Here is a 14,964-nt window from a genome sequence, read left to right as displayed (position 1 = left end):
AAAATTAAACCTTCAGGGGGACCTGAAGGTTTTAATTTTAAGACTTAGGGACATTATAAATATAGAAAAAATATTACGTATAGGAGGAGAAGTATGAAAGACATAGAATTATTAGCACCCGTTGGTTCCTTTGAAGCGTTAAAAGCAGCTGTTCAAAATGGTGCAAATGCAGTTTACTTAGGAGGAAAAGAATTTAGTGCTAGAGCATCAGCAAATAATTTTGATAGAGAAGAATTAAGAGAAGCAGTAAAATATGCTCACATAAGAGGAGTACAAGTTTTTGTAACGGCTAATACATTAATAAAACAAAATGAAATAGAAGATTTTTTAAAGTATGCTAAATATCTATACGACATAGATGTAGATGCAGTTATACTTCAAGACATAGGTATAGCTAGAATTATTAAAAATGAGTTACCTGATTTTGAAATACATGCAAGTACACAAATGGTAGCACATTCTTTAGAAGATGTTAGATATCTAGAAAATGCTGGATTTGATAGAGTAGTACTAGCAAGAGAAGTTAAAGTAGATGAAATAAAATATATATGTGATAACTGTAAAGCAGATATAGAAGTATTTGTTCATGGAGCACTGTGTGTATGCTATTCTGGACAATGTTTAATGAGTTCTATGATAGGTAACAGATCAGGAAATAGAGGAAGATGTGCTCAACCATGTAGACAAAGATATGAACTTTTAGATGTTTATACTGGAGAAGTAGTAAATAGCAATGGAGACTATTTATTAAGTCCAAGAGATTTAAGCACAATAGAAGAAATAGATAAAATAATAGATGCAGGAGTTCATTCTCTTAAGATAGAAGGTCGTATGAAAAGACCTGAGTATGTAGCTACTGTTATAGAGAGTTATAGAAAAACTATAGATGAATACTTACAAACTAAAAAAGTGAATGTTTCAGATGAAACAATAAGTGATTTATACACTATATTTAATAGAAAATTTACAAAAGGACTTATTTTAGGAGAAGTTGGCGCAGATGTAATGAATTCACAACTTCCAAATAATCAAGGATTATATTTAGGTAAGGTATTAGATTACAATAAAAAAGCTAAAAGACTAAAGATAAGACTTGAAAATACACTTAAAAAAGGCGATGGAATAAATCTTGGTGGTGGAACTATAGGAAGAATCATCAAAAATGGTGAGATAGATACTATAGGATATAAGGGCGAGATAATAGAACTAGATTTTATAGGTGAAGCTAAAAGAAATCAAATAGTATTTAAAACATCAGATAGTGAACTTATGGATAGAGTACAAGCTACATTTACTCAAGATAAAGAATTTGTTAAAAACATGATAGATTCATATATAAGTGTTAAGCTAGATAAAAAACCAATACTTACATTAGCTGATAAAAAAGGAAATACTGCCACAATAGAAGGAGACAAAATAGTTGAAGAGGCTATGAAGGTAGCTTTAAGTGAGGAAAAAATAGAAACTCAGCTTAGAAAATTAGGTAATACTCCTTATGAAATGGATAGTGTAAATATAGAATTAGATGAAAATGTAAGTTTACCAATAAGTATACTAAATCAAATGAGAAGAGATTGTATAGAGCTTTTAGATAAAGAAAGAGTTAAAATAAAAAATAGAGATTTTAAAAATAGAAGATTATCATATAATCCAATTAAATTTAATCGAGATACGGTAAGTAATTTATCTGTTAAAGTTAAAAATTTAGAACAATTACAAAGTGCACTTGAGTGCGGTATAGATAAAATATATTATGAAGATACTAAAACATTAGAAGAAGCTATAAAAGCTGGACTAAAATATAATATAAAAGTTATATATTCAGCTCCTAGAATAATAAGAGGCAAGGAATACAAGCAATTAGAAAAAGCTAAAAATATAGGAGTAAATTCTATACAAGTAGGTATATGGGGAGCTATAGATTATTTTAAAGGTAAAGAGCTAAATATAGATTACTACTTAAATGCATTCAATAGTGAAACTATAAATTACTTTAAAGAAATAGGTGCAACTAATCTTTGTATATCTCAGGAATTAAACATAAATGAAATAAGAGAAACAATAAAATATACAGATATTAATATAGAATCTGTGGTTTATGGATATACTCCACTTATGATAACAGAATACTGTCCAATGGGAGTAGTAGTTCGAGATTGCAAAAAAGATAAAAGAGTTGCTAAATGTAGCCAAAGCATATATGCACTAAGAAACTCTAAAGGGGAAGAGTTTAGATTATCACAAGATATATTCTGTAGAACAACTATATATAATACAAATGTTACTTGTATGTTAGATAACTTATACGAACTAAATGAAATAGGTATAAATACATTTAGATTAGATTTTACATTAGAAGATAGTCAAACTGTTAAGAAGGTAATAGAGGCATATCAAGAAGTATTAAGTAACAACTACAAATTAGGAAGTAAAGCTACAAAACTTTATAATGAATTAGATGCTAAAGGTGTAAGTGCAGGTCATTATTACAAGGGAGTAGAATAAATTAAATTTGTATAGTAAGTATATGTATTATCAACAATATCAAATATATTTACTTAAAAAATTATAATAGATTTAATATTTATATAGGAGGTATTGGGAAATGAGAGAACAAGCAGTAGGATTAGTAAATAAATATTTAAAATCTGAACATCTAATAAAGCACTCATATGCAGTAGAAGCTGTAATGAAAGCTTTAGGAAATAAACTAGAACCAGAAAAATCTGATGACTGGGCATTAGCAGGATTACTACATGATTTAGATTCAGATATGTTAGATTATAAAAATAATCCAGAAGAATCTAAATTGCATGGGATCAAAACTATCGAATTACTTAAAAATGAAGGTTTTGGAAATGATTACATATATCAAGCAATAAAAGCTCATAATGAAGATAATGGAACAAAAAGAATAAGCACAATTGATAAAGCTATATATGCAGCAGATCCAATAACTGGATTTATAACAGCCATAGCTTTAGTTTATCCAGATAAGAAATTATCTAGTGTAAAAGTAAAGTCTATAACTAAGCGTATGAAAGAACTTAAATTTGCAGCAGGAGCAAACAGGGATGCAATGAGAAGCATAGAAGAATTAGGCATTCCATTTGCTGAATTTGCACAACTATCACTAGAGGCAATGCAAGGAATAAGTGATGAGCTAGGACTATAGAGATATAATATACATAAATTGACTATAATTAATAAATATGATAATATTATCAACAGTATAAAAGTTGAATAATGCTCTGGGTATTAGTATCCAGAGCATTTTTAAATATATATAATATAAAGTTTAGTATAAATTAAATTTAGTAAATTCGTATAACTTAGCCAATATAAAATATTTTTATTATGTATGGCTAATATAGATTTGCATAAAATTTATTAATTTAACTTTTGTATATATAAAATAAACTTGAAAGAGAGACGGATATTATGAGCAGAAAAAAAGTTTTTAATGGTAAAAGATTAAAAATAGCTAGAATGTATAGAGGAAAAACTATAGATATGCTAGCTAAAGAAATAAATATAAATAAAAAAGATATAATTGCTTTTGAAGAGGAAAAGTACAAGCCAACTCCAGAAAACGAAATGAAATTAGCAAATGCTTTAAGGTTTCCAAAAGAATACTTCTTCCAAATGGATAACATTAAAGTTGTAGTTGATAGTACTCATATAAAGCCAGAATCGAGAATACCTAGAGTAGAAGAAATTTCATACAAAGAAAAGTTAGTAATGGCACATAAAATATTATCTTTTATAGAAGGATATATACAATTCCCAGAAATGAATATACCAACTAACTTAAATAGAAACGATGATATAGAGACATTAGCAACAAAAGTAAGAAGACATTTTGAATTAGGTGATGGACCTATAGGAAATGTGTTAAGCGTATTAGAGTATAATGGGATAATAGTAACAGATACTAATATAAATACAAAAGGAGCATTAGCATTTACGCAAAAACAAACAACTGATAAAAATACTAGATACATAGTATCTTTAGGAAATGATAAAAAATCAGCGACTACAAGAAACTATGATTTAGCTTATGAATTAGCATATATGGTTAGTGTTGAAGCGGGGATACAAGCTAAAAAATTCTCAAAAGATGAATTTGCGTGTGCATTTTTATTGCCAGAAGAAACATTCTTACCAGATTTAAAAGATGTTAATGAGATAGAGGATTTTGTAGAATTAAAAGCAAAATGGATAGTTCCAATATGGGCTATGATATTAAGAGGATACCAGCTAGGTGTTATTAATTACAAGAAATATATGTACTTAATGAACCAAATGGATAAGAAAGGTTGGAGCAAGAAGGAACCATTAGATGCTAATATAAAAGCAACAAGTCCAGTTTTACTTAGAAAATCTGTGGATATGATACTTGAAAGTGGTATTATGAGTGGAGCTACTTTAGTGGATAACTTAGCAAGTTGTGGATTAAGCCTTTATCCTGATGAAATAGAGTCATTATTAGGACTAAAAGAAGGAAAATTAGCACCTAAAGTTAAGAGAGATAATGTAACAAAGGTTAATTTTAAAAATAAAAAATAATACCAAAAGAGTAACAAAGCCTAAGTTATAATAAGCATTTGTTACTCTTTTAAATTGTAATAATTTATTAAATAAAATATCTTAAAATAATAGTAGAAAATTAGAATATTTTTTTAACAAATATTTAACACAAAAAACATATACAAAGTATAGAATTTTATGTTATTTTAAACTTAAGGATAAGAAATCGAACCTAACATAAAAGAATAAATTTAACATAAAATAATTATATAACAACAGTAAGATAAAAAATAAAGTTTTTAAATATAATTCCAGTATTATTTAAAATCCTGCCTATAAAAATTCTAAAACCTTAAATTTAAATTCACTAAACTTAATTAATTATAATAAAGGAGGTAATAATTATTTGATAAACTTAATGATTATGTGTTCATTAGTTCTATTAATATGTATAACATCAAGTAAAATTTTATATAAATTTGGAGTCCCAATTCTTCTAATTTTTATAGGATTAGGAATGTTGACTGGATCTGATGGTATTGTTGGAATATATTTTGATAACTATGAATTAACAAGACAGATATGTTCTATAGGATTAGTTTTTATAATGTTCTATGGAGGATTTGGTACTAGTTGGGATATGGCAAAACCAGTTGCTGTTCCATCAATACTTCTATCAACAGTAGGTGTTGTTATAACTGCTGGTTTAACAGGAATATTTTGCTTTAAGGTATTTGATACTTCTTTATTAGAAGGATTACTTATAGGATCGATAGTTGCATCTACAGATGCGGCATCAGTTTTCGCAATATTACGTTCTCAAAAGTTAAACTTAAAGGGATCTATTGCTTCAATATTAGAGATTGAAAGTGGAAGCAATGACCCTTTAGCATATATGTTGACTATAATTATTTTAGGATTAATGGCAGATAAAGGATATGATACCATAATACCAATGCTTTTAAATCAAGTTGTAGTTGGAATTTTATCGGCTGTTTTATTAGGTAAGCTTACAATTTATTTATTAAGAAATACCAAGTTTGAAATAGATGGATTTTATCCTATATTTGTTATGGGAATAGCAGTACTATCTTATGCTTTAAGTGAGCATTTTGGTGGAAATGGATATTTATCTGTATATATGACTGGTATTATGATAGGTAACAGTAAGATACCACATAAAAAAAGTATGTTCCAATTTTTTGATGGAATTTCATGGATTATGCAAATAATGTTATTTTTCATATTAGGACTGCTATCATTCCCATCGCAAATACCTTCTGTAATGATAAAAGGTATTTCCATATCTATATTTATGATTTGTATAGCAAGACCAATAGCAATTTTTAGCATACTAAGTTGGTTTAAAATTCCTTTAAAGCAACAAGCTTTTGTATCTTGGGTAGGTCTTAGAGGTGCTGCTTCAATAGTTTTTGCAATATATGCAGTAACTTATGGAGTTCCTGTTGAAAGTGATATTTTCCATATAGTATTTTTTGTTGCTTTGTTCTCTGTTGCGATACAAGGTACACTTTTACCTACAGTAGCTAAAAAGCTCGACTTAATTGATGATAAGTCTCCAGTATTAAAGACATTCAATGATTACAGGGAAGAGATAGGTACAAATTTATTAGAAATAACGGTTCAAAATAATAGTGGCATTGCAAATAAAGCTATAATGGATTCAAATATACCTGAGGATATACTTATCGTAATGATAAAGCGTAACAAGGAAGTATTGATTCCAAATGGATCTACTCAAATTCTTCCTCAAGATGTGTTAGTTATAGCTGGAAATGATTTTGAGGTATTGAATGACTTATTATGTAAAAGCAATTAATATTTATGTATATAAGTAAATTTATGCTACAGGATATATTTAAATATCGCTCGAAAAATAGTTTTTTGTTAATATAGGGAAAGAATTTTAGGATTATATTTAAATTCTTTATTCAATAATAAATAATTTGATAGGGGTATATGCCCCTATTTTTTTGCTTGTAATAAATTTTATTAATAGTAAAGAGATTTAAAATGTAATATAAGTACAATTTACTGTGTCCTATGTATATTTATTTGATTATCAAATGTATTAGGAATTATAATAAAATTAAATAAACTACCAAACGAAAATATTGCAATACTAATAAAATAAGGGGGATGTGTTATGAAAAAAATGAAAATGCTATTATTAGTATTTTTAACAGGAGTTGTACTAGGGGGATGTACTACTTCAAAATTAAGTGAATCTTATGATGAAGAATTGTTAAAAGAAGATGCTCAAGGAATAGTTAATATGATTTGTAATGACGAGTATAGTAAAGTTATAGATAAAATGAGTGAAAATTTAAAAACTCAAATAAATGCAGAACAATTAAAAGAAGCGTGGCAACCTATGAAAGATAAACTAGGTAAATTTAAGTCTATTAACAAAGAAGAATTAATAGGTAATGAAGATTTAGCTACTGTAGTAGAAGTTGTGGAATTTGATAATGGTAAAGCACAGTTTACAATCACTTATAATGAAGATATGAAGCTAGAGGGGTTATATATGAAGTAATGTAGAGAAAAGATATGTAAGTCAATTTTAATATATTGATTTATATATCTTTATTTGTATAGGGGATGATATTATGATTTCTAATAAATATGAAAAGATAGTCTTTGGGATAATGATAGCGATGGCTATGGGGTTAATTATATTTCTAAATATGGACCATAGTCTTCATAAAATGCACTTCGAAGAAGATAAAATAAGGATAAAAATAGATAGCATATATAAAGGATATTAAAAGTGCAGAGCTATTAGATGACATTCCTATAGGAAATAAAGTAAATGGTACTAGCACAGCAACATATTTAAGGGGAACTTTCCAAATAGACAGAGATGAAAAGGGGAAGTTATATGTGTATCGTAATAGCAAACCATATATAAAAATCACAACAAGCGATAAAACTCTAATATACAATGATAAAGATAGTAATAAAACAATAGAAACATATAATCAATTAATAAAAAAGTATAATTTAAAAAGTAGCACAAATTCGGTTAAATATAATAATTTCAAGTCTAGCCAAACAAGCTATACTCAAAAAGATGATATAGTAATAGCTATATCAATGATGCCTGCAGTTTTGTTTTTTGTAGGAATAGGAATATATTCATTTAAAAGAAAAACTCCTATGCACTTTTGGGCAGGGACTATAGTTAAATCAGAAGAAATAAGTAATATAAAAGCATATAATAGAGCAAATGGAATTATGTGGATTGCGTATGGGTTATCATTTTTATTGATACCACTACTTGGTTCTATGGTAGGAGGTATAGTTATTGCTATACTATCTTCATTTATGATAGTAGGAATGGTACTTTGTTATAAATGTATTTATAATAAATATAAGGTTAAATAGATTAAAAATGAAAGATGAGGAATTGAAACAAAAGGGTAAATTTATGGGATATATAAAATCATACACTAATTTAAGTAATATAGAAAAGAATGAAGTTTATAAATTCATAAAAGTTAAGGAAAATTCAGTTAATTTATTAGAAGAATTGGATGATAAATTTAATATAAAAATATATGAATATGGTGAAGGTGCATTATTTTATTTTGAGGAAAATAAAGTAGTGGCGAGTATATGCGTAGTTTTAGAAGTAGCAAAAATATTAAAAAGTGCATATATTCACCAAATAAAATGTGCTAAGGATATAACAGATAAAGTTGAAATAATAAGAAAACTAGTAGAAGAATCTGTTAACATATCTAAAGCAAAAGGAGCGACGGATATAAGATTAGGAATAAATAAACAAGAAATATCTAATGAAGAGATAAATAAACTAAACTTTAAAATAGAATACAATTCTTTTGAAATGGTATTAAAGGATAGGTGTAAGAGGAATAAATTATTGAAGCTAAAAAGTTTAAATGAAGAAAATAAGTTAAGGTATATAGATATTTATAATGATTCATTTAGTGATATGCCACATGGTACAGTAACAAATATTGACACTGTAAACAAAAATATAGAAAAAAGTAAAAATGATAATAATAGATATTTTATAGTATTAGATGAAGAAGATAATGAAATCGGATTTATAGAAATTATTATTGAAAGTGACAAGGGATTATTTGATATTGGATTATGTAAAAAATATAGAGGCAAGGGGTATGGAAAGAGAATAATAGAAACAGCAATACAGTTTTTAGCAGAGAGACAAGTTAAAGAAATTGCGCTTATAGTCATAGAACAAAATAAAATAGCCTATGAAATGTACAAAAAAAGAGGATTTGAAGTAAGCCAGATAATGGGCGGATGGGTTATATTGTAATTAATTTTATTAATAAATTTATAAAATTTTTATAAAGCAGAGTTTTGTTAATGTGAAACTCTGCTTTAATTTCGTGTAAATAATAAAAAATTTTGAACTAAGTTGATAGGATTTTTATATAGATTACGTATTAGTTAGTATAAAAGCTTTTATAAAAGAGGGTAAGGAGGAATTATTTTGCAAGATGAATTGATTATTAAGTATATAAGGAAAAGGAAAGAAGAAGGAATGGAGATGTTAATAGATAGTTATAGGGGTCTAATAACATCAGTAATTAGAAGACATTTAGGTGTACTTATAAATTATGAGGAAGAGTGTGTAAGTGATGTACTTTTATCTATATGGGATAGTATAAAAAGTTTTGATAAAAGCAAGAATGATTTTAAAAACTGGGTATGTGCAATATCAAAATATAAAGCGATAGATTATAAAAGAAAGTATATATCAAAAATTGAAACTACTGATATAAGTCAAGAATTATATTACATAGATACTGATTTAATGAAAGCTGAAATTGAGGAAGAAATAAAAGAGATACTAAGTCATTTAAATGATAAAGATAGGGAACTTTTTATAAAACACTATTTAGAAGGTGAAAGTTTGGAGAGTATAGCAGTGAAAAATAACGCAAAGGTGTCTAATTTATATAATCGTTTATCCAGAGGGCGAAAAAGAATTAGGGAAAGTATATCTAAATAGGGAGGTTAAGTATGAAGGACGATTTTGAAATATTAAATGATGTAAAAATGAATGTAGATGATTATGAAGAAGTAAAGTTTGATAATAATGATGAGCTTAAAAATAAAATGAAAATAAAAATTAGAAATAGAAATAAGAATAAAAGATTTAAAAGAGGTATAGTAGCAGCTTCATTATTAGCAATTTTAAGTAGTGGTATTATTCTAGATAATAATATATGGGCAGACATAGAAAGATTTTGGTATTCATTAGGTGATATTGTAAATATGAAAAAAGAAGAACTTGAAGATTATAAGTACAATATAAATAAGGTAGCGATAGATAAAAATGTAAAGATTTCACTTAAAGATGTAATTTTAGATAATGGAAGCTTGATACTAAACTTAAATGTTGATTACAGCAAATTTAATCCATTCAAAGATTTCACAGAGAAGCAACAGAAAGAGTGGTCATTTGATAAATGGGGAAGAGAGGAAACACTATTAACGGTAGGAGAAATAAACAATATATATATAGATGGAGTTAAGTATGAAGGTCAATCTTGGGCAATAGGAGATCATTATCAAAAAAAAGAAAAATCAGTAGATGTTGTTATGGAACAAGGAATAGATATGACTATTAAAGAAGGCAACGACATTAATTCTGAACGAGTTAAAAAAGATGAATTTCCTTATGTTATAAACAAAGATAAAATATATAATTTCAAAATTCAAATTAAAAAACTTCATCTTGAACAAGATTGGGAATCTCAATATAAATCTTATGATGAGGTTAAAAAAGCTGGTGGTCCACATTCTGGGATTATAAGAGGAAACTGGGAGTTTAATATAGACATAAAGGGAGAGGATTTAATAGATAAATCTAAATCATATTCAATAGATGAAGTTATAGAATTTTCATTAAATAATAAAGTAGCTAGCATAGAATTTAGTGAAGTAATAGCTTCGCCTCTATCTGTAGAAATAAAGTATAAGTTTCTAGGAATAAATAATGTTGATTTTGATCGTATAAGATTAAAAGTAAAAGATGAAAATAATAAGGAAATAATTCCAGATGGGATGAATGTAAATAATGGAACGCATGAAGTAGTTGAGAAATATAAAAATACATCTAATAATTATAGCGAATTAAAAATCGTACCAACTATTGTAGATGATAAATATAATGTTAAGGAAGTTCTTGAAGATAAAGCTATAAAGGTAAAATTAGATTAAACATAAAATAAGTAGGGCAAATTCCCTACTTATTTTATGTTTAACAAGAAACTAATCTTAGTTATGTTCATTCATTGATTTTAATATAGCAACTAAGTATTCCCAAGTACGAGTAGTTGAAGATATACTTAAATGCTCATTTGGTGTATGAACTTCAAACATGTTAGGTCCAAAAGATATAGCTTGTGCATGAGGCATTTTGTCTAATAATAATCCACATTCAAGACCAGCATGTAAAGCTTTTATAATAGGCTTTTTACCATTTAATTTTTCATAAGTATGGACACATATATCTTCTAATTTAGAACCTTTAGCATATTCCCATGCTGGGTAATCACTTTCTAAAGTAAATTCTCCACCTAAAGTTTGAGATAATAAGTTCATTTTATTAGTTATATTTTCTTTTAAAGAAGTAACTGAACTTCTAACAGCACATTCAAAAGTTACTTCATTTTCAAGAGTTCTAACAACACCTAAGTTAGTAGAACTTTCAACAAGTCCTTCTATATCCATACTCATAGTTTGGATTCCATTAGGTATTAAGTTTAAAGTTCTTATTACATTATTTTTACAATCATTAGTAAGAACCTTTTCAACAGTAGTTTCTTTACATTCTACAACTATGTCAGGATCAGAAGAAGCAAATTCATGTATGAAAGTGTTTTCCATTTCTTTTATACATGCCATAGCTTTTTCTACATCATTCTTATCAACTACTATAACAGCTTCGCACTCACGAGGTATAGCATTGTTTTTAGAACCACCTTCAACTTTTGCTAAGTCAAAGTCAACACATAATGAGTTTAAAAGTCTTCCCATTAATATATTAGAGTTAGCTCTTTGTTTTATTATATCCATTCCTGAGTGTCCACCAAGAAGTCCTTTTATATCAACTAGTAGAGCTTGTTTGTTAGCATCTACATTGGTAAACTCAGCATTTAATTTAGAGTGAGCAGTAACCCCACCAGCACAACTTACAAGTAAGAAACCTTCTTCTTCTGAATCAAGGTTTATTATGTATTGTCCTTTAAGATTAGAACCGTCAAGAGCCATAGCTCCACTCATTCCAGCCTCTTCATCTGAAGTTATTAAAACTTCTATTTGAGGATGTGCTAAATCATTAGATGCAAGTACAGCCATACCCATAGCAACAGCTATACCGTTATCAGCACCAAGAGTAGTTCCTGTAGCATATATCATGTCATCTTCTATTCTTAATTTTATTGGGTCTTTAGTAAAGTCATGTTCTGTGTTTTTATTTTTTTCACAAACCATATCCATATGACCTTGAAGTATAACACCTGGACAGTTTTCATATCCTTTTGTAGCAGGTTTTCTTATTATGATATTTAACGCATCATCTTGGATAGTTTCTAAGCCTAAGTCTTCACCAAATTTTTTTAGATAATCACTTATAGCTTTTTCATTTCCAGAACCACGAGGTATCTGAGATATCTCTTCAAAATAATTAAAAACAAGCTCTGGATTTAAACCTTTTAATACGTTTTCCATAAGTATTCACTCCTTTTAGATGAAATTAAATATTTAAGTATATGCTAAGTAAAAAGCATGAAACTTAAATAATATAATTATATTATAACACTAAATCTAATATATTCCAAAATAAATAGTTAGTTTTGAAACTAATAAGTTTATATATATAGCAAAATACAGTTTTTATCCTATTATAAACAACTATATTTATGTATAATATTAGTTAGCTATACAAATAGTATAATACAAATATACATAAAATAAACGTAATTATATAGATATAGATTCAAGGAGGAAATAATGAATTCAAAAGCACTAAAGGTTTTAGAATTTGATAAAATAATAGACCTATTGAAAAGCAAAGCATCATCTTCATTAGGTATGAGATACATAGAAAAACTAACACCAAGTTCTGACTTTAATGAAGTTAAGTCAAGATTAGAGGAAACAAGTGAGGCACAAGCCATACTTATAAAAAGAGGTTTTGTTGGATTACAGGGAATATACGATATAGAAGATAAGGTAAAGAGAGCAAGTGTAGGGGCAGCATTAGACCCAGGTAGCTTACTAATGATAGGAAATACTTTAAGAGTAGCCAGAATGCTTAGTAATAATTTAGCATCTAGTGAAGAAGAAGGTTTTAACTACCCAATAATACAATCCCTATCAAATTCTTTATACACATATAGAGATTTAGAAGAAGAAATTTTCAATGCAATAATAAGTGAGGTAGAAATATCTGATAATGCATCTAGTGAGCTTAGAAATATAAGAAGAAGAATAGTGCAAAAGAATCAATCTATAAGATCTAAGTTAAACTCAATAATATCTTCAACTACATATCAAAAGTACTTACAAGATGCAATTATATCTGTAAGAGGAGATAGATTTGTTGTGCCAGTAAAAGCTGAATATAGATCACAAGTAGCTGGTATTGTCCATGATCAATCATCATCTGGAGCAACATTATTTATAGAGCCTATGAGTATAGTTGATATGAATAATGAATTAAGGCAATTAAGACTTCAAGAAAAAGAAGAGATAGAAAAAATATTAGCAGAATTATCTTCTAAGGTAGGAGAAATAAGTAATGAACTATTAGCTAACCAAGAGATATTAGGAAGATTAGACTTTGCTTTTGCTAAGGGAAAATTATCTATACAAATGAGAGGTATAGAACCTACTTTAAATGAAGATAAATTTATAAATATAAAAAAGGGAAGACATCCATTACTAGATAAAGATACTGTTGTTCCAAACTCAATTTATTTAGGGAGAGAATTCCATACATTACTTATAACAGGACCTAATACAGGTGGTAAAACTGTAACTATCAAAACTGTTGGTTTATTTGCACTTATGAATCAAAGTGGACTTCACATACCTGCTGATTTTGGAAGTAGTATGTGTGTATATGATAATGTATTTGCAGATATTGGTGATGAGCAAAGTATAGAGCAAAGCTTATCTACATTTTCATCTCATATGACAAATATAGTATCTATATTAAAAGAAGTAACAGAAGACTCTTTAGTAATATTTGACGAGCTTGGAGCTGGAACTGACCCAATAGAAGGAGCGGCTCTTGCAATAGCTATACTTGAAGATGTAAAAAGCATTGGAGCTAAATGTATAGCTACAACACACTATAGTGAATTAAAGAACTATGCACTTACTAAAGAAGGTGTTGAAAATGCAGCTGTTGATTTTGACTTAGAAACTTTAAGTCCTACGTATAGATTACTTATAGGTGTTCCAGGGAAATCAAATGCCTTTGAGATTTCTAGAAAGTTAGGGCTAAGTGATTATGTAATAAGTAGAGCTAGAGAGTTTATAGATAGTGATAATATAGCAATAGAAGATGTGCTTCAAAATGTAGAGAAAAATAGAATTAAAGCTGAAGAAGATAGAGAAGAAGCCGAAAAATTAAAGTCAGAAATAGAAAAGCTAAAGGCTGAGTACGATGAAAAGCTTGCGAAAATGAGTGAACAAAAAGAAAAGATAATGGAAAGAGCAAGACAAGAAGCCTTTAGAATAACAAGACAAGCAAAAGAAGAAGTAGATTTAATAGTAAAAGAACTTAGAGAACTAGAAAAAGAAAGAGCATCTAAAGAAAAGAATCAAAGGATAGAGGCGCTTAGAAAAGAAATATCTAGTTCAATGGGAAGTCTTCAACCAACTGTTAAGAGCATGATTGTTCCTAAAGTATCAAGTAAAGAAGTAAAAGACTTAAAAGTTGGGGAAGAAGTAAAAGTTATAACTTTAAATCAACAAGGTAGCGTTGTTTCAGTTGATAACAATAAAAAAGAAGCTGTTGTTCAAATAGGAATAATGAAGATGAATCTACCGTTTAAGTCTCTTCAAAAAGTTAAAAAAGACCCTAAAACAACAATCACTAAATCAACAAGAAGTATAATAAAAGCTAAATCAGGAAGAGTAAAAAGCGAAGTAGATTTAAGAGGTATGAATTTAGAAGAGGCTATAATGGAAGTTGAAAAATATTTAGATGATGCTTATGTAGCTGGCCTTGAAATGGTAACTGTTATACATGGCGTAGGAACTGGAGTATTAAAATCTGGACTACAAGATGTATTAAAGAGAAATAGACATGTTAAGTCTCAAAGAGCTGGACAATATGGAGAAGGTGGAGCTGGAGTTACTATCGTAAATCTAAAATAAAAAATGATTTGTTCA

Annotated in this window: 12 protein-coding genes; 11 read left to right on the top strand and 1 reads right to left on the bottom strand. The window is 27.9% G+C overall.

All coding sequences use genetic code 11. The features are described from left to right. Positions 1 to 93 precede the first annotated feature (93 nt). The 10 genes from ABHC41_RS07790 to ABHC41_RS07745 all read left to right on the top strand — a co-directional run bounded on the left by ABHC41_RS07790 (position 94) and on the right by ABHC41_RS07745 (position 10,776). Positions 94 to 2,505: a U32 family peptidase gene (locus tag ABHC41_RS07790; RefSeq protein ID WP_271893618.1), complete on the top strand. Its 2,412-nt coding sequence runs from the start codon at positions 94 to 96 to the stop codon at positions 2,503 to 2,505. Between the two features lie 100 nt (positions 2,506 to 2,605). After that, a complete protein-coding gene (locus ABHC41_RS07785; protein WP_092923509.1) occupies positions 2,606 to 3,175 on the top strand; it encodes an HD domain-containing protein in 570 nt (189 codons plus the stop codon). A gap of 266 nt (positions 3,176 to 3,441) precedes the next feature. After that, positions 3,442 to 4,569, top strand: coding sequence for an XRE family transcriptional regulator (locus tag ABHC41_RS07780; RefSeq protein ID WP_271893620.1), 1,128 nt, complete (start codon positions 3,442 to 3,444; stop codon positions 4,567 to 4,569). A 367-nt stretch (positions 4,570 to 4,936) separates the two neighbouring features. After that, positions 4,937 to 6,370, top strand: a complete 1,434-nt coding sequence (locus ABHC41_RS07775; protein WP_092923521.1) for a potassium/proton antiporter — start codon at positions 4,937 to 4,939, stop codon at positions 6,368 to 6,370. A gap of 327 nt (positions 6,371 to 6,697) precedes the next feature. After that, positions 6,698 to 7,090 (top strand): DUF3887 domain-containing protein, encoded by a 393-nt coding sequence (locus ABHC41_RS07770; protein ID WP_092923524.1) that lies wholly within the window; start codon positions 6,698 to 6,700, stop codon positions 7,088 to 7,090. 73 nt (positions 7,091 to 7,163) lie between these two features. Beyond that, a complete protein-coding gene (locus ABHC41_RS07765; protein WP_166506018.1) occupies positions 7,164 to 7,322 on the top strand; it encodes a hypothetical protein in 159 nt (52 codons plus the stop codon). A 115-nt stretch (positions 7,323 to 7,437) separates the two neighbouring features. After that, entirely contained in the window at positions 7,438 to 7,941 is a 504-nt protein-coding gene (locus ABHC41_RS07760; RefSeq protein WP_202819462.1) for a hypothetical protein, read from the top strand. 7 nt (positions 7,942 to 7,948) lie between these two features. Continuing rightward, complete coding sequence (locus ABHC41_RS07755; protein WP_092923527.1) at positions 7,949 to 8,863, top strand: GNAT family N-acetyltransferase; 915 nt, start codon at positions 7,949 to 7,951, stop codon at positions 8,861 to 8,863. Positions 8,864 to 9,040: 177 nt separating this feature from the next. Continuing rightward, positions 9,041 to 9,562 (top strand): sigma-70 family RNA polymerase sigma factor, encoded by a 522-nt coding sequence (locus ABHC41_RS07750; protein WP_092923530.1) that lies wholly within the window; start codon positions 9,041 to 9,043, stop codon positions 9,560 to 9,562. Between the two features lie 11 nt (positions 9,563 to 9,573). Continuing rightward, a complete protein-coding gene (locus tag ABHC41_RS07745) occupies positions 9,574 to 10,776 on the top strand; it encodes a DUF4179 domain-containing protein (RefSeq protein WP_092923533.1) in 1,203 nt (400 codons plus the stop codon). Positions 10,777 to 10,833: 57 nt separating this feature from the next. Here the strand turns inward: ABHC41_RS07745 and ABHC41_RS07740 are convergent, their stop codons facing one another. Further along, positions 10,834 to 12,288, bottom strand: a complete 1,455-nt coding sequence (locus ABHC41_RS07740) for an aminoacyl-histidine dipeptidase (RefSeq protein WP_166506016.1) — start codon at positions 12,286 to 12,288, stop codon at positions 10,834 to 10,836. A gap of 282 nt (positions 12,289 to 12,570) precedes the next feature. Here ABHC41_RS07740 and ABHC41_RS07735 point away from each other — a divergent pair, with 282 nt between their 5' ends. Continuing rightward, the gene (locus ABHC41_RS07735) at positions 12,571 to 14,949 is read left to right on the top strand and encodes an endonuclease MutS2 (RefSeq protein WP_271893629.1); all 2,379 of its coding nucleotides are present in this window, start codon (positions 12,571 to 12,573) and stop codon (positions 14,947 to 14,949) included. Positions 14,950 to 14,964 lie beyond the last annotated feature (15 nt).

The organism is Romboutsia sp. 1001216sp1, from assembly GCF_039841805.1.
GTDB lineage: Bacteria > Bacillota > Clostridia > Peptostreptococcales > Peptostreptococcaceae > Romboutsia_C > Romboutsia_C hominis.
Note: the sequence above shows the minus strand (reverse complement) of the source record. Positions and strands in the feature narration are given on the sequence as shown.

Excerpts from the sequence above, each read along its gene's own strand:
- ABHC41_RS07770 (WP_092923524.1), top strand. The coding sequence starts at position 6,698 with ATGAAAAAAATGAAAATGCTATTATTAGTATTTTTAACAGGAGTTGTA.
- ABHC41_RS07735 (WP_271893629.1), top strand. The coding sequence starts at position 12,571 with ATGAATTCAAAAGCACTAAAGGTTTTAGAATTTGATAAAATAATAGAC.
- ABHC41_RS07740 (WP_166506016.1), bottom strand. The coding sequence starts at position 12,288 with ATGGAAAACGTATTAAAAGGTTTAAATCCAGAGCTTGTTTTTAATTAT.
- ABHC41_RS07755 (WP_092923527.1), top strand. The coding sequence starts at position 7,949 with ATGAAAGATGAGGAATTGAAACAAAAGGGTAAATTTATGGGATATATA.
- ABHC41_RS07765 (WP_166506018.1), top strand. The coding sequence starts at position 7,164 with ATGATTTCTAATAAATATGAAAAGATAGTCTTTGGGATAATGATAGCG.
- ABHC41_RS07790 (WP_271893618.1), top strand. The coding sequence starts at position 94 with ATGAAAGACATAGAATTATTAGCACCCGTTGGTTCCTTTGAAGCGTTA.
- ABHC41_RS07780 (WP_271893620.1), top strand. The coding sequence starts at position 3,442 with ATGAGCAGAAAAAAAGTTTTTAATGGTAAAAGATTAAAAATAGCTAGA.
- ABHC41_RS07785 (WP_092923509.1), top strand. The coding sequence starts at position 2,606 with ATGAGAGAACAAGCAGTAGGATTAGTAAATAAATATTTAAAATCTGAA.
- ABHC41_RS07745 (WP_092923533.1), top strand. The coding sequence starts at position 9,574 with ATGAAGGACGATTTTGAAATATTAAATGATGTAAAAATGAATGTAGAT.